Raw genomic sequence first — 26,943 nt, forward strand, 5'->3', positions numbered from 1 at the left:
GCTGCGCATCGACCGTCACACGCGTCTGGAGCTGGGATGACCTGCCTGTGAGCAATCCGGCTCAGCCGGGATCACGGCGAGAATTGGGCCGCAGCCAGAGCGATATTCAACTGTGAACATCTTCCTCTGACGGATGGATATTTCCCTTCAGTTATTCCTCGGGCTTGAGCGTCGACGGCCGTCGGTCGGGCATGCTACTGGTATCGGAAGATAGTGCGCCGACCATGCTCAGCGGTATTCGATATCCCGTATTCGATGACGGTGATCATGACTAATTGCGACTGATTGCGACTGTGTTTGCGCCGGCACCGACGCGCCGTCTTACGCCTGGAACACGTCGGGGTGCTTCGGATCGCCGGGATCGTCGGCAAGCAGACCTTCAAGACCGAGGAATTCCTGCCAGAATTCCAAAGGTTGGCCGTACGGCGTGCTCTGTGCGCCGTGGGCCTGTAGACCGGTTTTGGCGGCGATGACATCGAATTCATTGATGCCGTCGAAGTACGATTCGAGCCGCTGGCGGTTCGCATCGTCGTAGAACAGCGAGCCGACGATCTCCGTGAGCCGCTCGGCCCGATCGATGGGCAACGAATCCCAGTGCCGTAGCTCGATGAAGTTCTTGAGTCGCACATCGTTGAAATGGGTGGAGAGCACGTGATTGATTTCGTACGGATTGAGTTCGCGGTCAGGGTATATCTCGCCGGCGTTGTCGCGGAACGCGACGCGATGCTTCTGCGCATCGGGCAATCCCTGAGCCTCCGGCGTATGGGTCAGATCGGCGAACATCAACGGCGTGGAAAGCACATCCACCGCGTAGTCCTCCCAGCTGAAACGCGGGTCGTACAGCCCGGGGATGAGACCGGTGCGCTGCGGATCCAGCGCGTCCCACATCAGCTGACGCAGCAGTGGGTAGGGATTCGTCTGCCCTTCAAAATACGGCGTGTTGCGGAAGAACCATGCCAGAATTGGACCGACGGCGGTGCCGATGCGCAACTTTTCGATGGCGTCGCGTTCATTCTGAAAGTCAATGCTGACCTGGGTGGAAGCCGAGCAGCGCATCATGCACGGACCGAACTTGCCGACGCGGCCCAAGTACTCGGTCATCGCATCGTAGCGGCTTTTGGGGTTCACCGGCACGTCAGCGTAGCCGGTTGTGGGCTGATAGCCGTAATTGACCAGCCGGAAGCCCAGCTCGTCGAGAATAGGGTCGATCTGCCTGCGGAACAGCCCATACGTGGTGAGCAGCTCCTCGGGTCGGCGCAGCACGCCGATCGAGCATTCGACCTGCCCGCCCGGTTCCAGCGAAATGCTGATGCCCGCGCGCCCCAGCCCCACCAATCGGCCGTTCTCCCAGTACTCCTCTTCGGCGTCGTAGTAAGGCCGCAGACGGTTCAGCAGCGTCTCGATGCCGTTAGGCTCGTAATAGTTCACGGCGGCGTCGGTGCCGTTGCGCACAGGAAGATGCTCGATCTCGACGCCGTAGCCGTCCTCGCGCTCCGGCTTGGCTCCGTGCTCGAAGAATTGCAGCAGGCTCGCGACATGCCTGGGGTTGACCGTGGTGACAAGATGCGCGTAGCTGATGCGTGGTGTATTCATGTGCGCCATCGTATCCGCCCAGCCTGCGAGACATGGGCGTCACGCTATACGAAAAATCAATAGCAGCTGTCGAAGGCCTATGCGAATGCTCGAAGCGTCTTTCCGGCGAACAATCAAACTAGACCGAACGGTTGCATCTACGCGTCAGTCGGCTGAGGTCAGCTTCTGATGGTTCTTCTTCGCCGCGGCGATCATGAGCTTGATGCGGTTGAGCTGGTTGGCTTCCGACGCGCCCGGGTCGTAGTCGATGGAGACGATGTTGGCCTCGGGGTGCAGGCGGCGAATCTTGCCGAACATGCCGCGTCCGGTCACGTGGTTGGGCAGGCAGGCGAAGGGCTGCGCGCAGACGACGTTGGGGCAGCCGGATTGGATGAGTTCGAGGATTTCGGCGGTCAGCAGCCAGCCCTCCCCCGCCTGCACGCCGATCGAGGTCACCTCGCCGGCCATCTTGACCAGCTCGGGCATCGGCGTGTCCTGGCTGAACTTGCCGTGGGCCAAGTCAATAGCCCGGCGCACGGGATTCAAGTACCGATCCAGTCCCCAACGCATCACCGCATAGACCGCTGGGTTTCCGCCCATGCCGAGATGATGCTCCTTCCAATCGGTGATATACGGATTGGTGGTCATGAACTCCACCATGCCCGGCACGACCGCCTCGCAGTCCTGCGATTCGATCACGTCGACCAAGTGGTTGTTGGCATCGGGATGGTATTTGACCAGAATCTCGCCGACGACTCCGACGCGGGGCTTGCGCGGCTTGCGATTCAATGGCAGCGCGTCGAAGCTCGTCACAATCTGTTTCAGCAGGGTCTGATAGGGCAGATAGCGCCTGCCGATCTCCCGTGCCGCAGTATCCGAAAACCCATGATGCTCGATGGTCTCGCGCACGATGGTGTCCCAGAGTTCATAGAGCTTGTTCGCGCTGCCCGGCTCGACCTCGTAGGGCCGCACGCGGTAGAGGCATTTCATCAGCAGATCGCCGATGATGAGCGCCTTGATGGCGCGGTGTAGCAGCGAGGGAGTCGCTTTGAAGCCGGGATTGTCTTCGATGCCTTGCGTGCTCAGGGCGATGACCGGAATCTGCGGATAGCCCGAATCGATCAGCGCCTTGCGAATCAGGCCGAAGTAGTTCGTCGCGCGACACATGCCACCGGTCTGCGTGATGGCCAGCGCGACTTTGTCCGGATCGTATTTGCCCTGCACGATGGCGTCGACGAGCTGGCCGACCACCATGATGGCCGGGTAGCAGGCGTCGTTGTTGACGTATTTGAGGCCGAGCTCGACATCCTCATGGCTCGCAGTCTTGAGCACGTCGAAATGGTAGCCGCCAGAACGGATCACGGCCTCCACCAGCGACATATGCACCGGGCTCATCTGCGGGCCTACGATGGTGTAGTCCTTCTTCATCGACTTGCCGAAGGGGATCTTGTTCGCATAGCGCGACATCGTGGCGTTGTTGTGGCCTGAAACGCTCTTGTGCTTGGATGATTTGGTTGCGGCTGCGGATGAGGATGAGGATGTGGTTGCGGAACGGTCAGCAGCGGAATCGTTGGTCTGTGCGGCCGTCTCATTCGCCCGGCGTGCGGCGGCTCGCATGGCTTCGGTGAGTTTGGGGTTCGCGGCCATCACCGCGTCAAGCATGACCTGACGGCCCGGCGTAGGCGCCTGCGAACCGGTCTTGCGGAATTCCGCCGTCTCGTTCGACTCTGGTGCGAACGTCGACGCCGATGCTGTGGCAGTCTGCGCCACATCGCAGGCCTGACCGTACTGGTTCTGCGCGGCGAGCAGCGCGGCCTTCGCGGCTTCCAACTGCTGCTGCGCCTGTGCGACCTTGGCTTGCGCCTGGGCGATATCGTCGTTCAAGGCAGTCAGCGCCGCCTCGTCACGCTTGCCGGGCAACGCGGATTGCGTGTTGTGATGTGATGCCGGAGAACCTGGAGCAACAACAGACGCAGCAGAACCGCCAAATCCGTCCGCCGTCTTCGTCAGCCTATCGGCATCCAGCCCATTTGCCAAGGCTTCATCGTCATTCGACCCGTTGCGCGCCACGACCGCCAGCCGCGTCTTGTTCGACTCGCGCTCTTCGACGGCCGCTTTGAGCGAGCGCAGGCGGATCTTCGCCGCGCCCAGATTGCTGACCTCGTCGATTTTGAGCTGCGTGTACACGTCGGATTTGTCGGCGAGTATTTCGCTGACCTGATCGGTGGTGATGGCGTCGATGCCGCAGCCGAAGGAGTTGAGCTGCACCAGTTCGAGCCCAGGGTAGGAGGCCACGAAATTGGCTGCCGAGTAGAGTCGCGCGTGATAGGCCCACTGGTTGGTGACGCGCAACGGCATCGTGGTGACCTTGCGGTCGCCGGAATGGATGAAGCCGGCGGCGTCCTTCTTGCGCGGGTCGTCCTCGCCTTCGCTCAAATACTCGCTCAATCGCAAGTCGTCGCCGGGGCGCAGCTCGCAGACGGAATCTTCGGAGAGCACCACCATGCCCAGCGCGCAGATGGTTTCGGGGATGCCGTGGTTGATTTCCGGATCGATGTGGTACGGCCGGCCGGCGAGCACGATGCCCCGGCAGTCGTGCTCTTTCATATACGCCAGCGCGCGCAGGCCCTCGGTCTGCACATCGTTCTTGAAGATCTTGTCTTCCGCGTAGGCGGCAGTAACGGCCTGTTCGACCTCCTCGCGGCTGACATCGGCCCAGGCGAACTCCTCAAGGATGCGATCGACCATGAGCTCGTGGTTCGCGAGGTTGAAGTAGGGCCGCATGTAGCGCACGCCGGAGTCGCGCAATTCGGGCATATTCGCCTCGATCACGACCGGATAGTTGGCCACGATCGGGCAGTTGTAATGGTTGTCGGCGTTTTCGACCAGCTCTTCCTCGTAGGAGACGCAGGGGTAGAAGATCGTGTCGACGTGCTTGCCCAGCAGCCACTTGATGTGCCCGTGCACCAGCTTGGCCGGATAGCAGATGTTCTCGGAGGCGATCGATTCGATGCCGCTTTCAAACAGCTCATGGGTCGAACGGCCCGAAATCATGACTTTGAAGCCGAGCGAGGTGAGCAGCGTGAACCAGAAGGGATAGTTCTCATACATGTTCAGCACGCGCGGGATGCCGATGGAGCCGCGGTAGGCCTTCTTGTCGGTGAGTCGGCGGTAGGCGAAGCAGCGCTTGTATTTGTAGTCGTAGAGATTCGGCCGGTCGGAGCGCTGCTTCGTGGCGTCGCCGCCGCGCTCGCAGCGGTTGCCGGTCACGTAACGCGAACCGTCCTGGAAAGTCGTGATCGTGAGTTTGCAGCGGTTCTGGCACAGCTTGCACACGTCGCGTTCGGAAGTCATCGACAGCTTGTCGAGCGCCTCGCCGGAGAGAATGGACGAGAGCGTGTGCTCGGGGTGAGCTGCCTGCGTAATGACATCATCAGCTACGTCAACGGTGACATCATCATCAGCCGCATCAATATAGTGCATGCGCGCGGTCAGCGCGGCGCCGTACGCGCCCATTAGCCCTGCGATATTCGGCCGGGTCACCTCGCGTTCGGTGAGCAACTCGAAGGCGCGCAGCACCGCGTCGTTGAGGAACGTGCCGCCCTGCACCACGATGGTGTCCCCCAGCTCGCCGGAGTCGCGCAGCTTGATGACCTTGTACAGCGCGTTGCGCACGACGGAGTAGCACAGCCCGGCGGCGATGTTCTCCATCGAAGCGCCTTCCTTCTGCGCCTGCTTGACGGAGGAATTCATGAACACCGTGCAGCGCGAGCCCAGGTCGACCGGACGGTCGGAGCGCAGCGCGGCCTGCGTGAAATCTTCAATGCTCAACCCCATCGATTGCGCGAAGGTCTGCAGGAATGAGCCGCAGCCGGAGGAGCATGCCTCGTTGACAGCGATCGAATCCACCACGCCGTCGGTGATGGCCAGGTATTTCATGTCCTGCCCGCCGATGTCGATGACGGCAGTGACGCCCGGACTCACCATTTCCGCGCCGCGATAATGCGCCATCGTTTCGACCACGCCCTCGTCCAAGTGCAATCCGGTGGTGATGAGCCCTTCGCCGTAGCCGGTGGCGCAGCTGCGGGCGATATACGCGCTATCGGGCAGCTCGGCCTGAATCTTTTTGACGATCTCGACGGCGGCGGTCAGCGGGCTGCCGTCATTCGTCGCATACGATGACCAGACGATTTCGCGGTCGTCGTTGACCAGCGTGGCTTTGATGGTGGTCGATCCGGCGTCGATGCCGAGGAAATGCGGGCCGTGCGCACCTGCGAGCGTGCCGATATGCACATGCTCGCGGTGATGGCGGGCGTTGAAATCCTCGCGATCCGCTTCGGTGTCGAACAGCGGCGGCATCGTGGGCGTATCGCTCGGCAGGTTGTCCAAAGCGGCCAATTGGTCGAGTATTTCCGCGCAGCCGCGCGGTTCGAAATGCTGGCTCGGGTCGAGCTGGTCGTCTTCTCCGGCGAGCAACGCCGCGCCGAAAGCGACATACAGGTGCGCGTCGGTCGGTGTGACGAATTCGCTGACCTTGCCCTCAAGCGCGCGGCCGAAGGCTTCGCGCAGCTCGGACATGAAGAACAGCGGGCCGCCCAGAAACACTACAGTGCCGTGAATCGGGCGTCCTGCGGCCAATCCGGCGATGGTCTGCGTGGCTACGGCGGTGAAAATGGACGCCGCCAGATCGGGCTTCGCCGCGCCGTCGTTGATAAGCGGTTGCAGATCGGATTTGGCGAAAACACCGCAGCGCGAGGCAATGGGATACAAGGTCTGGTACTGCTTGGCCAGCTCGTTCAGGCCGGCTGCATCAGTGTCGAGCAAGGTCGACATCTGATCGATGAACGCACCCGTGCCGCCTGCGCACGAGCCGTTCATGCGTTGCTCTGGCGTAGGCTTCAGGTACGTGATTTTCGCGTCCTCGCCGCCCAACTCGATGATGACGTCGGCCTGCGGATACTCCTGATCGATGGCCCGCGTTTCGGCGATGACCTCCTGCACGAAGGCCACATGCATATGGTCGGCAAGCCCCAGTCCGCCCGAACCGGTAATCGCTAGGCGAATCAGGTCGTCGCCGCGGCCTCGGCTTTCGAGCTCGGCGTGGATATCCTGCAGCAGACCGGCGACGGTGGCGCGAACATTGGCGTGATGACGGCGGTAATCGGAGAACAGCACATCGCTCAAGCTGTCGCTGTCATCGAGCACGACGGCCTTGACGGTTGTCGACCCGATATCCAAGCCGACTCGCAGCGGTTTCGCTGCCCGCCTGCGCGTCGCCGCCACGTCCGCCGCATCCGCCATACGCATCTCCAATACCTCAGAACGCCTCAGGGACTTGACGGCACTACTCCGCTCTCCGCCCCGATCTCTACTAACACCCTAGTCTGCCTCCCGGTCAGTCTTCGGGCGTGTTCCCGTCAAGCGATTCGTCCAGACGTAGGTCACGCATATGCGGATTGCGTAGTCATCTGTTAAGCAATTCGTGCAGAAAACATAAGATGGACTGGCAAATTAACTCGGAATTCATTACAGCATGCAACAAAGGCAGACTGTCAGATGATTATTCAATATTTTGTAACATCACATATTAGGTATACGAAAATACTATATAAACATAGTGATAATGTATACTTATAATCATGAAGACAACGCAGGCACTCAAGCTGCTCAACCAATGGGATAGCACGGGAAGATACGTGTATCTCAAACGCGACCTGCGGAAGATTATTCAAGAGCCGCAGCACACCTTTGATGCCACCATTAGCCGTCTCGTGCAGGCCGGCATCCTCGAACGCGCAGCGCATGGCATCTATGTGTATGCGCTCAGCCGACACGCTGACGGGAACACCCTCGACCTCATCGCCCGAAATCTGCGCCGCGGCGAAATCACATATGAAAGCTACGAAAGTGCACTGAGCGAATTCGGCGTCATCAGCCAGAACCTTATCGACCGTCGCACATACGCGACGACCGGAAAATCCGGCGAGTACCACACGTCGTATGGCGTAGCCGAGCTCACGCATACGAAACTCAGCCCTGCGCAAATCCTGCCAGGTCTCATCCATATCACAGGCAGGGGCGTTCCTATGGCGACAAAACAGCTCGCCTACCAAAATCTCAAAGCGACTAGGCGAAACCTTAGCCTTATTGATTACGAGGAGCTAGCAGCCCATGCATGATATCGAATCAATCAGCGAATACGCACAACAATTAGCAGCCGAGCAAAATCTCGCCAATATGGTGCGAACCATCGAAAAGGAACTGCTCCATTACGAGATTCTGGATGCACTCGATAATGATGGTCTCTTGGATGACCTTGTGTTTCAGGGCGGCACGAGTCTTCGGCTCTGCTATGGCGCAGAACGATATAGCGAGGATCTCGACTTTGCCGGCGGGCAGGGCTTCAATCGCAGCGACCTCGCAACGCTCAAGGATTGCATCGAAGAATCCGTGGGGCGGCGCTACCATGTTTCCGCAAATGTGAAATCGCCGAAGAAAAACGATAGCACAATAGCTACATGGACGGTCGAAGTAGACACATCACCACGTCACACGGATATTCCACGGCAACGGATCAAAATTGAAGTGGCATCTGTCGACGCGCATGATGCGATTGCCCGAACCCTGAACGTGAATTATGAAGGCCTACCGAATTCATACGCGGACATCATTCTCAACGTCGAAAGCCAGAATGAGATTCTGGCTGACAAAGTTGAAGCTTTTGTTTGTTCGCCGCATCTTCGATATCGAGACCTATGGGACTTGGCTTGGCTGGGTAAACAACCTTCAATTGACATGGAGAAAGTCGTTGAGCTGCGTAAGTTGAAAGAATCCGATTACCGAGAAATCGAGCTGTACAAGGAACGGTATCCGACGATACAGGAGAAGCTTGCGAATGCTTTCGAATCGGGCGATTTCCTGTCCGAATTGTCGCGGTTCCTTCCCGCCAGCGTTATCAGCCGAACCGTCCAACGACCACTGTGGATGCAATCAACACAGTCGCAACTCGAAGGACTCTTCAAACAGATGGCATAAATCTTATTGCTCATGAAGCCGCGCCAATCTCGGCAAGCTATTATAAGAGCCGTATGGAAGACGCAAGACACTGTACTGAGTTAAACGTCCTTCCTACGAAGCGTGAGGATGTGCGATTAGCTGAACTGCTTTGAACACACCCATTCTTCAACTTTGCTTTAGGTCTTAGGACGCGTCGCCTTCGCCGCTGGCGCGGTCTTTGCCGTAGACTTCGGGGATGAAGCGCTCTTGGTCGTGCAGCTTGGCCCAGATTACTGGCTTGCCTTGCGCGAAGGACTGCGGCACGTCGATGATGCGCTGGTTGCTTGAACCGCGGAATTGCAGCAATGAGTCGTGCAGCGTCTTGATGTAGCGTCCGTCGACCAAGATATCGACCAGATGCAGCAGTTCGAGCTTGTCCTCGCTTTCCCCCGGCCGCATCAGCTCCTCCCACGTGTATCCGGTCCAGCACCAGATGTCCTTCTCGTGGCCGAATTCTTTGCGCAGCCGCTTGGCCAGCGGTATGAGAATGCCCGTGTTGAGCAGCGGTTCGCCGCCGAGGAACGTAATGCCCTGCACGAAGTTTTGACCGATATCCTCGACAATCTTGTCTTCAAGCTCAGCCGAGTATTCAATGCCCGCCCAGAAATCCCAGATGGACGAGTTATAGCATTCCATGCAATGGAATGGGCACCCGGAAACATACAGCGAGCAACGAATTCCCTCGCCATCGGTCATCAGAAAACGCTTGTAGTCAGCGACCATATTATGGCTCATCCGGTCACTACGCCACTGCCCCGCCCGAGGATTATTGCTCAACGCACAAGGAACGCCCGGCCCCCGATTCGGGTCAGTCCGAGCAAAATCATGCAGCTTGCCCTGCGCAACCATGCTGATCTCCTTACATGCGATTTCTCAAGTGTTACGGTTTGGTTTGGGATAGATAATGCTCGACACGCTCCAGGCTGAGCCGTTAAGCGGACAGCCCTGTGGGCTGTCCGTAGGCGAAGGGAGCAGCCGCCAAGGCTGCGACGAACGCACGTAGCGCGTTGCAGGCCGAGTCTTTACGATCCGGGAACACATCCCCGACCCCCCACGCCACACAACCGCTACATCTGTTTATTCAGCTCTTTACAACCCATCAAAGGAGAGATGGCCGCCCTTGGCGGAGATCTCTCCCTATCCGCTCCCCCACCAAACGACGTTGAGCTACTAACGAGTGGTGCTGAGGTCTAGGGGCGTATTGCAGAACCGTAAAGACTTGGCCTGAGCGGCCTGGAGCGTGTTATGAAATATGCCCCTAGACCTCAGCACCACGGGCACAAAACCAAACTATCACGCCAAATCAACACAACTTATTTAGCCTCTTCGAACCATTCGCGCTCCTCACCATCCTTCAACGTCACATGCCCCGTCTCGCCCGACATATGCTTGACGCGATGTGCAATCTCCTCGTGCCGCCCGTGCACCATAGGTCGCTGAACCGGGTTGCCGAGGTAGCCGCAGGTGCGCTTGGTGACGTTGCACTTGTCGGGGTCTGCGTTGCCGCACTCGGGGCATTTGAAGCCTTCTTCGGTCGGTTCGAAGTCGCCTTCGAAGCCGCATTCGAAGCAATGGTCGATCGGGGTGTTGGTGCCTAGGTATCCGATGCCGATGTTGTAGGCGTAGTCCCATACCGCTTCCAGCGCCTTGGGGTTGGCTTGCAGGCAGGGGAATTCGCAGTAGTTGATGAAGCCGCCAGCCGCGTAGTACGGAAAGTCCTTCTCGTAGTCAAGCTTTTCCATCGGAGTGGGCGACAGCCAGACCGGATAATGGAAGGAGTTCGTGTAGAAGTCGTGATCGGTCACACCTTCGACCTTGCCGAACTTTTCGCGGTCCATGCGGTTGAAGCGATCGGTCAGCGATTCGGCCGGCGTGGAATACACCGAGTAGTGGTATCCCTCTTCGTTCTCCCACTGCTTGCACAGCTGGGTCATGCGCTTGACGATGGACAGGGCGAATTCCTTGCCCTGCGGGTCCCAGCCGTGGTCGCGCATCCAGTCCTTGCCGTAGAACACGGAGGTCGCCTCGTACAGGCCGATGTAGCCCAGCGACACCGTGGAACGGCTGTTGTTGAAGAGCTGGTCGACGTTGTCGTTCGCGCCGAGGCGACCGAAGGCACCGTAGCGGAACAGTGTCGGAGCGTTGACCGGTGTGGCCTGCTTGCAGCGCATGATGCGGAATTGCAGCGCCTGGTGGGCGATTTCCATGCGCTCGGCGAACAGCTTCCAGAAGCGGTCCTTGTCGCCGTGGGATTCCAGCGCGATGCGTGGCACGTTCACGGTGACGACGCCGAGGTTCATGCGCCCGTCCTCTTCGTCCTCGCCGGTTTTGGGATTGATCCAGCCTTGCAGGAAGGAACGGCAGCCCATCGGCGCCTTGAAGGAGCCGGTGATCTTGACGATGTTCTCGTAGAAGACCACATCGGGGTACATGCGCTTGGTGGAACACTCCAATGCGAGCTGCTTCATGTCGTAGTTCGGGTCGGCCTTGTCGGCGTTGATGCCGTGCTTGATGGTGAACACGAGCTTGGGGAAGATCGCGGTGTGGCGGTCCTTGCCCAGGCCTCGGATGCGGTTGAGCAGGATAGCACGCTGGATCTCGCGGGCGAACCATGTGGTGCCCAGTCCGAAGCCGACGGTGACGAAGGGGGTCTGGCCGTTCGAGACGCGGTTGGAATTGATCTGGTATTCCATCGTCTGCATGGCGTCGTAGATGGCCTTGCGGGTCATGATCTTCGCGTAGACCTCGCGCAGCTGCTCAAGCTCGTCAGCATTTGCATCGAAGGGAACATCGGCAGGCAGCGGCTCACGGTTCTCGAAATGCAGGTTGTCGGGCTCCTGGGCCTTCAGTCCCGCAATCATGGCGCGGACTGCCTCAACCGGCATGATATCCGGGATCATCGCATGCGCGGCCTTGAGGTTCTTGTCGTAATCCTTGCGGGCATACGGCTCAAGCATCTCGTCAGCGCGGTTGACGGTCTGGCCGCCGTACTGGGCTCCGGCGATGTCCTTGATGATCTGCGTGATCTGCGTCGAGGCGGTGCCGATGGACTTGGGCGAATCCATCATGGCGTTGCCCAGCGCGAAGCCATGCGCCAGCATGTCGCCGAAGTCAGGCAGCGAGCAGTTGTTCATCGAGGTGAACGGCGAGTAGTCGGCGTCGTGGAAGTGGATGTCGCCCTTCATGTGGGCGTTCGAAACCGCGTCGGGCAGCATCGAAAACGCGGAGGCCTTGGAGACCGCTCCGGCCAGCAGATCGCGCTGGGTGGCGTAGACGTTCGAATCCTTGTTCGCATTCTCGCGCACCAGCGATTCGTCGCGGTTGACCAGTCGGCTGACCGCCTCATTAATGTCGGTAGCCTTGGCACGCTCGATGTCTTTGTTCAGGCGATAAGTCGTGTAGGTGCGAGCCACGTCGTAGAGGTGGTCTTCGATGAGACCATGTTCGACCAGATTCTGGATGTCCTCGATTTTGGCCGGACCATTGTAGCGACCCTTGATCTCGCCCTCGACCTGATTGGCGAGGTCTCGGATGAGCTGCTCTTCTTCAGGGCCGACTTCCTTGCTCAGATCAGCAAAGGCGGATTTGACCGCACCGATGATGTTGATCGGATCAAATTCGACGACACGGCCATCGCGCTTCTCCACAAGCACGGTGGCAGTTTCGCCTTGCGTGCCGAGTGTGCTGACAGCGTCCAGAACCTGCGTTTCCATCTGAATTCCTCCCCACGGCCCGCCTTGAGCCGCGCAAAACTACATTTGTGTAAGTAGTTTCAGTATAGCAAGCATGCACCACAACATCTAGTAAATCCGTGATGGCATCCGCCTATATATAGTGATTTTCGGCTTTATTTCGCCAAATTACATCATTGTGGTTTGGCGCGTCGGAACGTCATCAGCGTGTCGCGAATACGGCTTGCCAGCCCGTTGCCCGTCCTTCGGCACGTCGGTTAATATACCCGCGTTCGGCGACGGCGAGCTGTGCCTTCGCGTGCCGCGATGTCCGTTCTCTATAGGACTGTAGAGGGCATGAGTTCTGCATACGGCTATGGTTCACTGACGCGCTCCGCCGCGCCGCAGCAAGGCATGTCTCCCGCAGGCGAAGGCTCTAAATCCCCCGACCAATTGCCACGGCTGGCTCGCGACACGACCGCCGAAAACCCGTGGCCGGTCAATATACTCAGCCAGAAGTTCCACGATTCCGTGGCTCGCTGGCCTGAAGCCTGGGTGGAGGGGCAGATCGTCGAAATCAACATGCGCCGTCCCACGTCGGGCTATATCACCCTGCGCGACAATTTCGAGGAGATATCCCTTCCGGTTATGGGCTTCAGGGCCTTCGTGTCCAAGGCGCGTGAATTCCATCAGGGCGACCGCGTGGTAATCCACGGCAAGCCGGATATCTGGATGAAGGCCACCCGGCTGAGCTTCGTGGCCGACGACATCCGCCGTGTCGGCACTGGTGACCTGAAAGTCCAGATTGATGAGCTGCGCAAGAAGCTCAAGGGCGAGGGCCTGTTCGACGCCGAGAACAAAGTGCCGCTGCCGGAGTTTCCGTCGTGCATCGGGCTGATATGCGCCCCACAGGCGCGAGCTGAAGGCGATGTGATCACGAATGTGAACCTGCGCTGGCCTATAGCGCAGTTCAAGATCGTGCATGCGCACGTGCAGGGGGCGCAATGCCCGAGTGATGTGATCAATGCGATCCAGCGGCTTGACCAGGATCCGCAGGTTGACGTGATTATCGTCGCCCGAGGAGGCGGCAGCTTCGAGGATCTTATCGGCTTCTCCGATGAGGGCGTGGTGCGTGCTGCTGCAGCGTGCCAAACCCCGCTGATCTCCGCTGTCGGCCATGAGGACGATTGGACGCTGATTGACTTGGCGGCCGACATGCGCGCCTCGACGCCGACCGACGCTGCCAAGCGCGTGGTGCCTGACGTGCGCGAGCAATGGCAGCTCATTGAATCCGCCCGTATGCAGATGCATATGCGCGTCAGCGCGCGCGTCGACAACGAAATTCGCTTGATTGACGGCTATGCGAACCGGCCGAGCCTGACCCACCCGCTCACCATGCTCGAACCGCATCAGCGTTTCCTCGACGATGCCAAGCAGCGCATGGAGCGCGGCCTTACGCGCATTGTCGATGACGCCAGCCTGACCGTCGAAAAGCTGCACGCCAGCCTGACCGCGCTCAGCCCGCAATCCACCCTGAATCGCGGGTATGCCGTGGTGCAGGGTGACGACGGGCGCGTGGTTGACGATGCGCGGGATGTGCGCGTCGGTGATGAACTGACGCTTACGCTCAAGCATGGCGTCGTGGTGAGCCACGCCACTGCGGTCGGCGACCAACGGCAGCAAGGCAAAGCGAAATAGATTTCGACACGAATATCAGAACATACCAAAACATATAGCGATCAAGGAGCACCAATGAGCACAGCAGCAGCCAGCAACGATAACACCGAGAACATGGACGAAGAAACCGCCACACCGACCACTCCAGCCTCAAGCCTGAGCGACAAGGAACGCGACGCCATCGCCGCCATGCCCTACGAGGAGGCGCGCGACCGCCTGATTCAAGCCGTGCAGGCGCTGGAAGCCGGCGGCCTCAACCTCGACCAGTCGATGCGTCAATGGGAGCTGGGTGAAGCGCTCGCCAAGCGCGCCCAGTCATTGCTGGGCGAAGTCCGCGCAAAGCTGGATGCGGCGCAGGCCGAGCAGGAGTCTTCGGCAGAGGTGGCTGGTACTCAATCCAATTTGGATTGAGTACCCTTCGGCCCCTTTAGAGGGGCCTCACCTCGGCTACGGACAGGCCACAGGCCTGTCCACTTAACGCCTCGGGCCAATCCAATTTGGATTGAGTACCCTTCGGCCCCTTTAGAGGGGCCTCACCTCGGCTACGGACAGGCCACAGGCCTGTCCACTTAACGCCTCGGCCCAATCCAATTTGGATTGAGTACCATTAGCGATGCTAAGGCATCGCTCTTCACGGCCTTAGCGGAGCCTTCGGCCCCGCCTTCACGACCTTGACAGTCGTTCACCTCACCTATGAACAGCACACAGTGCTGTCCACTTAACGGTTCGGTCGCTCACTTCGACTATAGATTGGCGATAGTGGACATATTGCTGTATTTTTTTCACTGAAACGCATTAATACGTCCACTATCGGATATGCAGCCGTGTCTACTGGATGAATCCCTGCGTTCCTGCCGTTCAAACGCACGAATCTGTCCAGTCGGAGCACAGACATACGACTCACCGTATCGCAATCGTAGCTAGCAGCGCGGCGTGATCGGAGCCGGGGATTTTTGCTACGCCGACTTGACCGACGGCGATGCCTTGGTCGAGCACTACGTGATCGATTCCCGCAAAGGCCGGGATATGCGGCTTGTTCTGCGGCCAGGTGAAGGTGAATCCGCGTCCGGTCAACTGCGCGGCATCGCGGAAACGGTTGCCGAGGAAGTTCCGAAATGGCGTGTGGTCGGTGGTCGCGTTGAAATCGCCCATAAAAACATACCGTGCGGAGGTTTTGGCGCGCATCATGCCCAGCTCGTCCAATGAGCGCCGCCACTGCTCCCACGTTCCCGGTTTCGGTGAAGTCGTATGCACGCTCACGAAGCGTACTGCCGTCCGAGAACCCTTGAACCGCACCGTTCCGCCCGGCATGAAGGATGCGCTCGAATCGACTTCGTCATCCACTGGATTGCCCAGCGGCGCGGCCGCCCATAGCCCGTTGCCGTAGACGCCGTCAGAGGAGGAAACCTGCGAGTACGGCAGATAGTCGCCGAGGCCGGCCGCTTTTAAAGCTGCGATGAAGGAATCAGTCGTTTCCTGCAGAGCCAGCACCTCGATATGCTGATCGCGCACGAGATCGACTATGGCCCGCGTATCGGCATGACCCTTGTATACATTCATCGTCATCACGCGCGCATAGTCGTCATCCGTGTTGAGCTTCGCCGAGGACACGGAGGCGTTCGCCTCATCGGGCAAACCTTCCCCGGGCTTGAAGAACGGGGCCTGCCACCATATCTGCACCCCAATAAGAACAAGTGCCAGCAAAGCCACGCCCCAACGCTTAGCCATCAGCGCCATAACCAGCGCCAACAGCGCCAACAGCGCGAACCATGGCGTAAAGGACACCACCACAGGAATATACGGCAAGGACTGCAGGCTTTCCGGAAGCATCCGCGCAATTGCGCCGAGCAGAGCAGCAAAGGCGAAAAGCCCTGCGAGAGCACCCATAATCCGGTGACGGCGCTGGCGTGTGAACGATTGCGAAACGGCTGTGGCCATATATTCCTCCCTTGCGGACCTTCACACAGTAATCCAGCAAGCTGTGAGCGCACAAGCCGCGGGCGAAATGACGATCGACGCAGCCGACTCAGGGATAGAGATATTTGCCCTGATCGATTTTGCGTGACACATCGCGCAATTCGGCTGCAAGCTGACGGTCTTCGTCATTGCCTTGTGCCATTTTCTGCGCCTTGCGGTCCAAACCGCTCCGAACGCCGAAGTATCCGCTTACGCAGATCGCCACCGCCACTCCCAAACCAATCAGCCATCCCATGTCTGTCTCCTTGCGCCGCTTTGCGCTGCCCCGTCATTGGGATTGCTGTTGCCTTGGGGCATCCCACCTCCATCGTACCCTCTGCCGAAGTCGTGCCAGAAAAGACGGTACGGCTCGATATCCGCCGATAAACTTCAGAAAAATCTAGGAAGCAGAGCCATCGGCGGTATTGCCGCTGCCTCACTTCGAATGACCACTTCCACGGACGGAACGCGGCGGAGGAGCCACGCCTCTGATAAGCATCTCCACGAATTGCTCGCTGTAGGGAACAATCGCGTCCCTGATGCTCGGATCCAACGCACCTTGGGTCATCATGCGCAGATAGAGCAGCAGAAATTCGTCGGAATACTGCGGATCGACGCTGCCCTCCCTGCGTCCCTTGGCAAATAAGCCAAGCAGGATACCGAAGGATCGCTTGGTATACCGATCCCGCAAATCATGCATGCCCGGCCCGTTGTCCTCGGCATACCAACGCATGAGATCGCGGTAGAACTGTTCGGACACGTGGCTGAGACGATCCAGTTCATAACGCGTCAATGTCATCATCACCTGCGCGAACGGCAGGTCCTGCGCGACGATGCGTTCCGCCCCCTCGGCGATCTGAGCGAGGAAACGGTCGAACACCGCCGAAATAAGTCCCTGCCGCGAACCGAAATAGTTGAATATGGTCGCTCGAGAGACATGGGAATGCGCCGCTACGTCCGCGATGCTTAAGGCTTGAGAACCCTTGCCGTTTTCGACGTTCATGAGATCGAACGCGGCGCCGAGCACCTGCTCCTTTTTGGCCAAGGTGCGACGCTCGAAGCCATCCATATCGATCCCTTCTATTATCTTTTGCAGTTGCTGCAGCCTGCCAATGCGCACATGCACATGACGACCTGCGTTTCTGCACACTTACGTCTCTGACTGATGCCGTGCGTTTAATGGGCGTTCCCGCGCAGTCTCGGAAGACTCCAATGATCACAGTGTATAACGGCTGTTGCGACACGTTCGCGCAGAGGGACCTTGACGTGAAACATGCGAGATGCCCTGCCCGCAGGCATCATCAGGAATCGCCCGATGCAGCGAATCGCACAGCGCACCATTGAAAACGCCTATTGCTGAGCGCACACGGTCATCCGCAATCATCCGTGCGTATTCATCTTGCTTCCAGGAATCCAGAACTTCTCAGCATCCGCGAGATTCGTCGCTTTGCCCCGCCCACACACAATCCGCGAAGTTTTCCCAAGAATCGCATAGTTTTATACTTTTTGCGAAAATAAGTCTATAATATTCCGTATTCGTTGGCATATTCCATGTACCAACGACGGACGGCCAGGCAATGGCCTGATAAAAGGAGTTTCACCATGAGCAGTGTCGTTGCAATAGATCAGCTGCGCAAATCATTCGGCAGCGTGCAGGCGTTGAACAACGTGTCATTCGATGTCAACGAAGGCGAAGTCGTCGGCTTCATCGGGCCGAACGGCGCAGGCAAATCGACCACCATCCGCACGCTGCTCGGCATCCTGCGGCGCGACGGCGGCAACGCGACGATTTTCGGCAAGGACGTATGGACGCACGCCCAGGAAATCCACCGTCGACTTTCCTATGTGCCCGGCGACGTGTCGCTCTGGGGCAACCTGTCAGGCGGCGAAATTATCGACCTGTTCATGAAGCTGCACGGCGGCGGCAGTGCGTCCCGTCGCAATGAGCTTACCGAGCGTTTCGAGCTCGACCCGCGCAAGAAAGCCAAAGGCTATTCGAAGGGCAATCGGCAGAAGGTCGGCCTGATCGCGGCGCTGTCCGTGGATTCCGACCTCTATATCCTCGACGAGCCCACCTCGGGCCTCGACCCGCTGATGGAATCAGTGTTCCAAGAGGAAATCGCCTCCATCAAGGCGCAGGGCAAAGCCGTGCTGCTCTCCTCGCATATTCTGAGCGAAGTCGAGCGCTTGGCCGATAGGGTTGTCATCATCAGCAAGGGCACCATCGTCGAGCGCGGCACGCTCGACCAGCTGCGCCACCTGACCAGATCCACGGTGACCATATCGGCAGTCGGCGACCTCGGAACGCTGGAGCATCTCGAAGGCGTGCACGATTTCGTGCGCAAGGGCGTATCGGCCACATTCTCGCTGGATAATGCCGCCACCAATGACGTGCTCCGGCATGCCACTAAGCTCGGCATCACGAAGTTCGAAGCGGTGCCGCCCACGCTCGAAGACCTCTTCATGCGCCACTACGCGGCCTGAAAGGAGGTTCATGATGAAACAGCTGAAACAGCAATTCGAATCATGCGCGACTTTGCTCGTGCAATATCTGCGCCGCGATTGGAAGAAGATCCTCGTCTGGGTGCTGGGTCTGGGACTCTTGTGCAGCGTCTACGTGCCGGCTTTCGAGAAGGTCGCGCAAGGCAACGGCCACGTCGGCATGTTCATCACTATGGGCAATCCGGCGATGATCGCACTGGTCGGTCCCACTCCCATCACAAGCGCCGCCGATTACACGGTCGGCGCGATGTACGCTCAGGAGATGCTGCTGTTCTGCAGCATCATGGCTATGGTCGTCTCCATTCTGCACGTCGTGGGTCACACGCGGCATGAGGAGGATCTCGGCCTGAGCGAGATGATTCGCGCCTTTCCGGTGGGCCGGCAGGCGAGCTCGCTGGCGGTGGTCATCGAAACCATCGGCATCAATCTCGTGCTCGGCGTGTTCACCGGCGTGGTCATGGCGAGCTTCCGCGAAGCCTCGATCACCTTCGCAGGCAGCATGCTTTTCGGGCTGTCGCTCAGCGTCGCAGGAATACTCGGCGCTGCGATAGCATTGGTGTTCGCGCAGATCATGTCGACCGCCTCGGGCGCGAGCGGCGCATCGCTTGGCGTGCTCGGCCTGCTCTATATTCTCAGAGCCGCAAGTGATGGGCACAACGAGACGCTTTCCCTCGTCAATCCGCTGGGGTCGACCTACCTCGCCTACCCCATGACGCAGAACCGGTGGTGGGTGCTGTTGATTGCGCTGGGGTATTCTGTGGTGCTATTCGCCGTCGCCGCGCTGCTGGAAAACGGCCGCGATATGACGGCAAGCTATATCCCCGAACGGCTCGGTCGCTCGCATGCGCGGCGAGGGCTGCTCTCGGTGCATGGGATGCTGCTGCGGCTCAATCGCGGCATCATCATCGCCTGGCTCGTGGCCTTCGCCTGCCTCGGCGCTGTATACGGCTCGATTTACGGCGATATGCGCACATTCCTGGACAGCAACCAGCTCATGAAAATGATGTTCGTGGATTCGGGAACGTCACTTGAGGCATCCTTCACGAGCACGATTCTCATTGTGCTCAGCGGCCTGGCCGCCATACTGCCGATTGTCATCGTCAACAAGCTCTACACCGAGGAGACGCGGCTGCACTTGAGCCAGATCATGTCCACGCAGGTCACGCGCAGTCGACTGTTCTGGACGAATGTCGCGCTGGCCTTCATCTGCGCCATTCTGGGCACGCTGCTCACCGCCGGGTCGCTCGGTGCTGCCGCCATTTCCTCCACGTCCGGGCACATGTCAATCGGCATGGGCGATTTTCTCGCGGCAGGATTCAACCAGCTTCCGGTGATGCTGATCTTCGTCTCGCTTGCGGCGCTGCTGCTCGGCCTCGCCCCGCAGCTCGGCAAGGTGGCGTACGGATATCTCACGTATGCGATTCTGCTCAGTTATTTCGGCAACATGCTCGACCTGCCGAAGTGGGTGACGAAGACCTCGCCCCTGAACTGGATGCCGCGCATGCCCGTGGACTCCTTCAAGCTCGCGCCGTTCCTCGCAGTCACGGCAGCCGTGATCGTCATGACCGTAGTTGGCGCGTGGAGCTACTCGCGCCGCGATATGCGCGAGGGGGCTTAGCATCCTGAAGGCACGGTGTGTTGTGGCGTACTAGGTTCAGGCATGACTCAGCACGCCACAACTGGCCGGACTCGCTGTGCCTTGTGCGGCCGCATTCGTTGTTATATTTTCGTATTTTCTCACTGCGGTTTCGTGTTTTCTCATTGCGCTTTTGCGTTGCAACGCATGCAATTTCCCGTTGCACAAGGCTATCTGCGTTATGTGAGGCGTTAATCCACCCTTGCGGAGGTCTATCTTCGTTATGTGAGGCGCTATTTCCTGATGAGCCGAGTATAGGGCGGCAAGAAACCGCCGTTTTCGGACGATGCTACTTGGGTTCTCATGGATTTAGCGCCTCAGATAACGCAGATAGACCTGGGCAGCACCCCAACAACGCCCCACATAACGCAGATACACCCATACACATATCCAGAAGCCCAGAGGTCTGCCATCTCATCCGTCGTAGTGCCGTGTACAATGGTTGCTCGTTGCCCGGGTAGCTCAGTGGATAGAGCACCGCTCTCCTAAAGCGGGTGTCGACGGTTCGAATCCGTTCTCGGGCACCATTTGTTCGCTGTTCAAACTTGCAGCGAATTGAGTTGGTTCCCGACTCATTCTTCGCTTTGTGGCAGGAGGGGTGGGCTTTTTGCACTTCGGGGTCGAAGAAAACATTGAACAGCTTGCTGAACTGTCCTTCGATGCAGTTGTCGTCCTGTATATAAAACTTCTCGAAGAAGGCCTAGTTGCAGATATTTCGCAGCCAGTTGCCCAGACTCATGTGCAACTTGTAGCAGTTGCTCACCAGCGTCAGAATCTCCGTCATCAGCATCGGATTTCCGGGCAAAGACACGTCCTCGATGACGAGAACATAACCACTGCCTGTCGATTAACAGGATTGTCCGCTATGGGCGTCTTCTCGGGTTCGAGGTCTGTTCGAGATTTCCATTCCTATGAAGGAGCGCCTAATTATTGGAATCATAAATACGCGGAAGAAGATATTTCAATCCACGCTCCCGTGAGGGAGCGACGAGTGTCCTCGGAAGAAAACACCCCTACGTGCAGATTTCAATCCACGCTCCCGTGAGGGAGCGACTGCCGCTGTATGGACATACATGTGGAGAGACAGATTTCAATCCACGCTCCCGTGAGGGAGCGACCTGCTCAGCAGTGGTAGACTCCGACTCATTGAATTTCAATCCACGCTCCCGTGAGGGAGCGACCTCCGGCCGACGGCAACAAGGTGGCCCGCAACTGATTTCAATCCACGCTCCCGTGAGGGAGCGACCGGCGGCCAGCTGCGCGTTGTTCACCGTGTCCAGATTTCAATCCACGCTCCCGTGAGGGAGCGACATGGGCCAAACATATGGGCCTCGCGGGCAATCAATTTCAATCCACGCTCCCGTGAGGGAGCGACCCGACATCACGCTGGCGTTGTCGAGACTGGTAGTATTTCAATCCACGCTCCCGTGAGGGAGCGACGCGAGCGTGCGTGTGGAACTGGAAAGGTCAGAGCATTTCAATCCACGCTCCCGTGAGGGAGCGACCGTTGACGTCCTTGTACAGCTTGCTGTATTCGGTATTTCAATCCACGCTCCCGTGAGGGAGCGACCTACTATTCAGCGGCATTCTGCTGACAGTCAGAGTATTTCAATCCACGCTCCCGTGAGGGAGCGACCTCGTGGCAACAGCATTGAAAGCGGCTCGGATCGATTTCAATCTACGCTCCCGTGAGGGAGCGACGTGCATCCAAGAGAGCTGAACAAGCTTCCTCTGAATTTCAATCCACGCTCCCGTGAGGGAGCGACCCCGCCCGACCAGCACTTCCAGTGTCTGGAGATATTTCAATCCACGCTCCCGTGAGGGAGCGACAACAGCGGCATATGGCTGGGCCTGGCCGACGGCAAATTTCAATCCACGCTCCCGTGAGGGAGCGACCCTTAGAGCAGGTGCATACACCAGAATCGGTGATCATTTCAATCCACGCTCCCGTGAGGGAGCGACGGCGTTGGGCGGCGGCTGATGGCTGTGAACATCATTTCAATCCACGCTCCCGTGAGGGAGCGACCACACGAAAACCTCCTAATGATTTGGGTATGTATTTCAATCCACGCTCCCGTGAGGGAGCGACGAACCTGACCGCAATCAGCCGAGGAGACAGACGATATTTCAATCCACGCTCCCGTGAGGGAGCGACCGCCTATCGGACTGACCTTCCTCAGTCGCTTCTTATTTCAATCCACGCTCCCGTGAGGGAGCGACCCATCCACGTTCGCCACGAGCTTCAGCGCTACAGATTTCAATCCACGCTCCCGTGAGGGAGCGACATTTTACGCTCGACGCAATCGACCAATCGGCATTATTTCAATCCACGCTCCCGTGAGGGAGCGACGGCACTGCGCTCATTGACTGGAAGTTACGTGATTATTTCAATCCACGCTCCCGTGAGGGAGCGACCTCCCCTCATGAGGATCCACCGCCCATATCGATGCTATTTCAATCCACGCTCCCGTGAGGGAGCGACCTGCCGGAGCCGATGCGTAGGAGCCTGACAGGGGATTTCAATCCACGCTCCCGTGAGGGAGCGACCTCGTCCAGATCGCTGCGGGCCACGGTCAGTTTAATTTCAATCCACGCTCCCGTGAGGGAGCGACCAACGATCCGAGCGCTGCCTTAAGCCCAGTAATATTTCAATCCACGCTCCCGTGAGGGAGCGACCCGTGCTCTTGCCTCCAGCAAGCAGCGCGTCATTATTTCAATCCACGCTCCCGTGAGGGAGCGACGAATCTGGTACGAGCTGAGCGACGCACGCGGGGTATTTCAATCCACGCTCCCGTGAGGGAGCGACCAGCAGGAGCGCCATCGGCAAGCTCACCGTCGGATTTCAATCCACGCTCCCGTGAGGGAGCGACAACCGTTGATGAATGGCTATCTGGTGATATTAAAATTTCAATCCACGCTCCCGTGAGGGAGCGACGAGCGCTGCGGTTCCGTGGCTGGTGGATGAATGATTTCAATCCACGCTCCCGTGAGGGAGCGACCGTATCCGTGCGTGCTGACCGGGCGTGATGTGATTTCAATCCACGCTCCCGTGAGGGAGCGACAGCACGGTACCCAATTGTCGCTGCCGTTTGTCGAATTTCAATCCACGCTCCCGTGAGGGAGCGACCCTGTCGGCCATCGCGTCAGCCTCGTCGGGCGTCAGATTTCAATCCACGCTCCCGTGAGGGAGCGACCTTAACGGTGTTGCGCTCATGCGTGTTTCCCTTTCATTTCAATCCACGCTCCCGTGAGGGAGCGACCGCATGATCAGGTCATGCAGCGCATGCAGATAGATTTCAATCCACGCTCCCGTGAGGGAGCGACCTTACATCCTCGTGGGTTCTAATTAGACTCTCATTATTTCAATCCACGCTCCCGTGAGGGAGCGACGATTTCTGATATCCGAAACCGATTCCGCCGAGTTATTTCAATCCACGCTCCCGTGAGGGAGCGACCGACTGGGTCGACGGAATTCTCGGTAAGGAATCATTTCAATCCACGCTCCCGTGAGGGAGCGACTTTTAGCTGCCCAATGCAAGCGGCTGTTGGCTGTATTTCAATCCACGCTCCCGTGAGGGAGCGACACGCCGCAACAGGTCAACGAATTTCCACAGCGGAAATTTCAATCCATGCTCCCGTGAGGGAGCGACCATCCGTTTTCGCGGCCTTCTCCTTCAACTCGTCATTTCAATCCACGCTCCCGTGAGGGAGCGACCAGAGTTTTGATGATCACGCCCGTATTCGCAGAATAATTTCAATCCACGCTCCCGTGAGGGAGCGACCTGTTCGCCAGTTCGCTCGATGAGCGCATGAGCCTATTTCAATCCACGCTCCCGTGAGGGAGCGACCATCCGCGCAGGACAAGGCTGATGCTGCCGATGCATTTCAATCCACGCTCCCGTGAGGGAGCGACCTGACATTCACTTGTCCACCACCTTCGCGGGAGTATTTCAATCCACGCTCCCGTGAGGGAGCGACTTTGATCCGCTGGTAGATCGCGTTCGGATAGTTTTCATTTCAATCCACGCTCCCGTGAGGGAGCGACCCCGAGCCTGCGGAGAGCAGGCGCAGCATGATGATTTCAATCCACGCTCCCGTGAGGGAGCGACCCCTTATTGCTCCACAGGCGTATGCAACGGTCGATATTTCAATCCACGCTCCCGTGAGGGAGCGACGATGGTCTGCAGCGCGGCGTTCCTCTGCTCCATGATTTCAATCCACGCTCCCGTGAGGGAGCGACGCGTTTCACAGCCATGCTCAGTCCTCGATCCGATATTTCAATCCACGCTCCCGTGAGGGAGCGACGAGACAGGCTTGCCGAGGCCGAGCGGGGGTTACGATTTCAATCCACGCTCCCGTGAGGGAGCGACCCTCACCGATTCGAAGGACAATACGAGCGAGTGATTTCAATCCACGCTCCCGTGAGGGAGCGACTGTTCGAGTTTCTGGATCACACCGGCCTGTTCCTATTTCAATCCACGCTCCCGTGAGGGAGCGACAACGACCGAGAAGATGACGGCATAGGAGCAATGGATTTCAATCCACGCTCCCGTGAGGGAGCGACCGGAGCGATCATCATCGATGACGGTCAAGTCAAGATTTCAATTTACGCTCCCGTGAGGGAGCGACGGACGGCCTGGAACAAGTGCAACATGGTCGCATCATTTCAATCCACGCTCCCGTGAGGGAGCGACAAAACCCTACAATGCCATTCCACAGACTCTGGAAATTTCAATCCACGCTCCCGTGAGGGAGCGACGGGATTACTCCTTATTTGTTGTTGAGAGCGTCGAATTTCAATCCACGCTCCCGTGAGGGAGCGACCCGAAGCCGTTGCCGCGTCCGGGCGAAACCGTCGAATTTCAATCCACGCTCCCGTGAGGGAGCGACACGCCATTGTCATCGACATACGACCAAAGGCCGATATTTCAATCCACGCTCCCGTGAGGGAGCGACCGAACGTAACCTGCAACTGCGCCTCCCACTGCGTATTTCAATCCACGCTCCCGTGAGGGAGCGACTGTTCATGCGGCCGTCTCTTGCCCCACGGCAAGATTTCAATCCACGCTCCCGTGAGGGAGCGACCCGATTCCGCCCGTAGCATCCTTCGCCTGCTTGGAATTTCAATCCACGCTCCCGTGAGGGAGCGACGCTCGCTCCCCTTGTGGTCGGAGAGCATGTACTGATTTCAATCCACGCTCCCGTGAGGGAGCGACCTGCCGTGATTCGGGGTCGGGATTGTTGATGATTATTTCAATCCACGCTCCCGTGAGGGAGCGACCCGGCGGACATGCCCATCTTCTGCGCGAAGTCGATATTTCAATCCACGCTCCCGTGAGGGAGCGACACCGGTGTCTTCTCTCTCCTCCAAACGCGCAAGACATTTCAATCCACGCTCCCGTGAGGGAGCGACCGCTCATGCGTGTTTTCCTTTCGAAATCAGGTTATTTCAATCCACGCTCCCGTGAGGGAGCGACCCAAATGTTGCCATGATATGGCTCCTTACGTTGAAATTTCAATCCACGCTCCCGTGAGGGAGCGACAGCCGCCACATGGCGCGATCCTCGTCCGAATCGGGATTTCAATCCACGCTCCCGTGAGGGAGCGACGTGCAGTTGTTCGCCAACAGCGAGGAGCAGACGGCATTTCAATCCACGCTCCCGTGAGGGAGCGACAGGCGCCACCAGCACCTCCGCCGCAGTCATCTCCGAATTTCAATCCACGCTCCCGTGAGGGAGCGACTCGGCATCTACGAGCTGACACGCATAGCCCGAAGGATTTCAATCCACGCTCCCGTGAGGGAGCGACCCGCTGACACCATTCGCCAGTGCTTTTTCAATGATTTCAATCCACGCTCCCGTGAGGGAGCGACGCCTGCTTGTGTCGATGGTCGCCAGCCACATGGTATTTCAATCCACGCTCCCGTGAGGGAGCGACAGTGGGCGGCTCGCCGCGCGTTGATAGCCAACGCATTTCAATCCACGCTCCCGTGAGGGAGCGACCATAGCGCTGCCACGCATAGTCGTTTTTGTATCCATTTCAATCCACGCTCCCGTGAGGGAGCGACGCGCGAGCGGCTGCACGCTATTCAACCTGATTTCATTTCAATCCACGCTCCCGTGAGGGAGCGACTCGAGCACACGGCGTTGCCGGACGAGACGCCGTAATTTCAATCCACGCTCCCGTGAGGGAGCGACTTCCGGGCTGCTGGTACGAATGCGCAGAACGCTTGATTTCAATCCACGCTCCCGTGAGGGAGCGACTCCAGCGTCTACCTGGACCGTCTGCGAATTAACATTTCAATCCACGCTCCCGTGAGGGAGCGACTGGCGGCCGAACTGGGCAGTGTCGCCACCGAGCAATTTCAATCCACGCTCCCGTGAGGGAGCGACTTGACGCACCGGCTGATCATCAAACAGCATTGGGAATTTCAATCCACGCTCCCGTGAGGGAGCGACTCGCCGGGCGCTTGCAGCTCAACGATGTAATCGATTTCAATCCACGCTCCCGTGAGGGAGCGACCAGCATGCGCTATGAGTGTTTTTAGTCAAGTTGGTTTTTTGTGGTTGGTCACTTATTTTTTTCGGGTTTCGGCGTGGAGCGTGCTGTTGGTTATTGGTTGTGGATTTCCTTGCCGAACATGAGGGCTTCGCTCACGCGCCGGCTTGGTCCGGTGAATTCGATGAGGCGGCCGTGGTGGACGATGCGGTCGATGATCGCGGCGGCGAGTTTGTCGTCGGCGAAGATCGTGCCCCATTTGCTGAACTCGATGTTGGTGGTGAAGATGATGCTTCTTCTCTCGTAGCTGCCGGTGATGATCTGGTAGAGGAGTCTGGCGCCGTCGATGTCGAAGGGCACGTAGCCGAACTCGTC

General features: G+C 58.4%; 14 protein-coding genes, 1 tRNA gene and 1 CRISPR repeat array. Of the genes, 7 read left to right on the forward strand and 8 right to left on the reverse strand.

The window, feature by feature from the left end; genetic code table 11:
* Positions 1-321: 321 nt before the first annotated feature.
* Positions 322-1,593: a glutamate-cysteine ligase family protein gene (locus BISU_RS10940; RefSeq protein WP_024463665.1), complete on the reverse strand. Its 1,272-nt coding sequence runs from the start codon at positions 1,591-1,593 to the stop codon at positions 322-324.
* Positions 1,594-1,737: 144 nt separating this feature from the next.
* Positions 1,738-6,873: an acyl-CoA dehydratase activase-related protein gene (locus BISU_RS10945; RefSeq protein ID WP_024463666.1), complete on the reverse strand. Its 5,136-nt coding sequence runs from the start codon at positions 6,871-6,873 to the stop codon at positions 1,738-1,740.
* Between the two features lie 338 nt (positions 6,874-7,211).
* Here BISU_RS10945 and abiEi point away from each other — a divergent pair, with 338 nt between their 5' ends.
* Both abiEi and BISU_RS10955 read left to right on the forward strand, forming a co-directional pair.
* A complete protein-coding gene (gene abiEi, locus BISU_RS10950; RefSeq protein WP_024463667.1) occupies positions 7,212-7,751 on the forward strand; it encodes a type IV toxin-antitoxin system AbiEi family antitoxin in 540 nt (179 codons plus the stop codon).
* Entirely contained in the window at positions 7,744-8,607 is an 864-nt protein-coding gene (locus BISU_RS10955; protein WP_051246082.1) for a nucleotidyl transferase AbiEii/AbiGii toxin family protein, read from the forward strand. Before abiEi ends, BISU_RS10955 begins: the two co-directional genes overlap by 8 nt.
* Before the next feature lie 165 nt (positions 8,608-8,772).
* On the opposite strand, the gene nrdG is transcribed toward BISU_RS10955, so the two are convergent.
* Positions 8,773-9,477 (reverse strand): anaerobic ribonucleoside-triphosphate reductase activating protein, encoded by a 705-nt coding sequence (nrdG, locus tag BISU_RS10960; RefSeq protein ID WP_081672709.1) that lies wholly within the window; start codon positions 9,475-9,477, stop codon positions 8,773-8,775.
* A gap of 464 nt (positions 9,478-9,941) precedes the next feature.
* The gene (gene nrdD, locus BISU_RS10965; RefSeq protein WP_024463669.1) at positions 9,942-12,341 is read right to left on the reverse strand and encodes an anaerobic ribonucleoside-triphosphate reductase; all 2,400 of its coding nucleotides are present in this window, start codon (positions 12,339-12,341) and stop codon (positions 9,942-9,944) included.
* A 372-nt stretch (positions 12,342-12,713) separates the two neighbouring features.
* Between nrdD and xseA the strand changes: the two genes are divergently transcribed.
* A complete protein-coding gene (gene xseA / locus BISU_RS10970; RefSeq protein WP_226839172.1) occupies positions 12,714-13,997 on the forward strand; it encodes an exodeoxyribonuclease VII large subunit in 1,284 nt (427 codons plus the stop codon).
* Between the two features lie 93 nt (positions 13,998-14,090).
* The gene (locus BISU_RS10975; RefSeq protein WP_024463671.1) at positions 14,091-14,387 is read left to right on the forward strand and encodes an exodeoxyribonuclease VII small subunit; all 297 of its coding nucleotides are present in this window, start codon (positions 14,091-14,093) and stop codon (positions 14,385-14,387) included.
* Between the two features lie 489 nt (positions 14,388-14,876).
* Here the strand turns inward: BISU_RS10975 and BISU_RS10980 are convergent, their stop codons facing one another.
* From BISU_RS10980 to BISU_RS10990, 3 genes are all read right to left on the reverse strand, one after another.
* Entirely contained in the window at positions 14,877-15,914 is a 1,038-nt protein-coding gene (locus BISU_RS10980) for an endonuclease/exonuclease/phosphatase family protein (protein ID WP_152599167.1), read from the reverse strand.
* 88 nt (positions 15,915-16,002) lie between these two features.
* Positions 16,003-16,188 carry a hypothetical protein gene (locus BISU_RS10985; protein ID WP_024463673.1) on the reverse strand — a complete coding sequence of 62 codons (186 nt, stop codon included), beginning with the start codon at positions 16,186-16,188 and terminating at the stop codon, positions 16,003-16,005.
* Positions 16,189-16,368: 180 nt separating this feature from the next.
* On the reverse strand, positions 16,369-17,001 hold the full coding sequence (locus BISU_RS10990) for a TetR/AcrR family transcriptional regulator (RefSeq protein ID WP_024463674.1): 633 nt from the start codon (positions 16,999-17,001) through the stop codon (positions 16,369-16,371).
* A gap of 533 nt (positions 17,002-17,534) precedes the next feature.
* On the opposite strand from BISU_RS10990, the gene BISU_RS10995 reads away from it, so the two are divergent.
* From BISU_RS10995 to BISU_RS11005, 3 genes are all read left to right on the forward strand, one after another.
* The gene (locus BISU_RS10995) at positions 17,535-18,416 is read left to right on the forward strand and encodes an ABC transporter ATP-binding protein (protein ID WP_024463675.1); all 882 of its coding nucleotides are present in this window, start codon (positions 17,535-17,537) and stop codon (positions 18,414-18,416) included.
* 13 nt (positions 18,417-18,429) lie between these two features.
* Complete coding sequence (locus tag BISU_RS11000) at positions 18,430-20,052, forward strand: ABC transporter permease (RefSeq protein WP_202805593.1); 1,623 nt, start codon at positions 18,430-18,432, stop codon at positions 20,050-20,052.
* 469 nt (positions 20,053-20,521) lie between these two features.
* Positions 20,522-20,597 (forward strand) — tRNA-Arg (locus tag BISU_RS11005).
* 431 nt (positions 20,598-21,028) lie between these two features.
* Positions 21,029-26,592: direct repeats of the CRISPR family, unit length 31 nt; unit sequence ATTTCAATCCACGCTCCCGTGAGGGAGCGAC.
* A 90-nt stretch (positions 26,593-26,682) separates the two neighbouring features.
* On the opposite strand, the gene BISU_RS11010 is transcribed toward BISU_RS11005, so the two are convergent.
* Positions 26,683-26,943, reverse strand: a 261-nt coding sequence (locus BISU_RS11010; protein ID WP_034533103.1) for an ATP-binding protein, incomplete at its 5' end; no start/stop codon positions are given.

Origin of the sequence: Bifidobacterium subtile (assembly GCF_000741775.1) — a bacterium.
Classification (GTDB): Bacteria; Actinomycetota; Actinomycetes; order Actinomycetales; family Bifidobacteriaceae; genus Bifidobacterium; species Bifidobacterium subtile.

What these genes read in the sequence shown, in the direction of transcription:
- BISU_RS11000 (WP_202805593.1), top strand. Translation starts at nt 18,430, where the DNA reads ATGAAACAGCTGAAACAGCAATTCGAATCATGCGCGACTTTGCTCGTG.
- BISU_RS10995 (WP_024463675.1), top strand. Translation starts at nt 17,535, where the DNA reads ATGAGCAGTGTCGTTGCAATAGATCAGCTGCGCAAATCATTCGGCAGC.
- BISU_RS10980 (WP_152599167.1), bottom strand. Translation starts at nt 15,914, where the DNA reads ATGGCCACAGCCGTTTCGCAATCGTTCACACGCCAGCGCCGTCACCGG.
- BISU_RS10975 (WP_024463671.1), top strand. Translation starts at nt 14,091, where the DNA reads ATGGACGAAGAAACCGCCACACCGACCACTCCAGCCTCAAGCCTGAGC.
- BISU_RS10945 (WP_024463666.1), bottom strand. Translation starts at nt 6,873, where the DNA reads ATGGCGGATGCGGCGGACGTGGCGGCGACGCGCAGGCGGGCAGCGAAA.
- BISU_RS10955 (WP_051246082.1), top strand. Translation starts at nt 7,744, where the DNA reads ATGCATGATATCGAATCAATCAGCGAATACGCACAACAATTAGCAGCC.
- BISU_RS10985 (WP_024463673.1), bottom strand. Translation starts at nt 16,188, where the DNA reads ATGGGATGGCTGATTGGTTTGGGAGTGGCGGTGGCGATCTGCGTAAGC.
- xseA (WP_226839172.1), top strand. Translation starts at nt 12,714, where the DNA reads ATGTCTCCCGCAGGCGAAGGCTCTAAATCCCCCGACCAATTGCCACGG.
- BISU_RS10940 (WP_024463665.1), bottom strand. Translation starts at nt 1,593, where the DNA reads ATGAATACACCACGCATCAGCTACGCGCATCTTGTCACCACGGTCAAC.
- nrdG (WP_081672709.1), bottom strand. Translation starts at nt 9,477, where the DNA reads ATGGTTGCGCAGGGCAAGCTGCATGATTTTGCTCGGACTGACCCGAAT.
- BISU_RS10990 (WP_024463674.1), bottom strand. Translation starts at nt 17,001, where the DNA reads ATGGATGGCTTCGAGCGTCGCACCTTGGCCAAAAAGGAGCAGGTGCTC.
- nrdD (WP_024463669.1), bottom strand. Translation starts at nt 12,341, where the DNA reads ATGGAAACGCAGGTTCTGGACGCTGTCAGCACACTCGGCACGCAAGGC.
- abiEi (WP_024463667.1), top strand. Translation starts at nt 7,212, where the DNA reads ATGAAGACAACGCAGGCACTCAAGCTGCTCAACCAATGGGATAGCACG.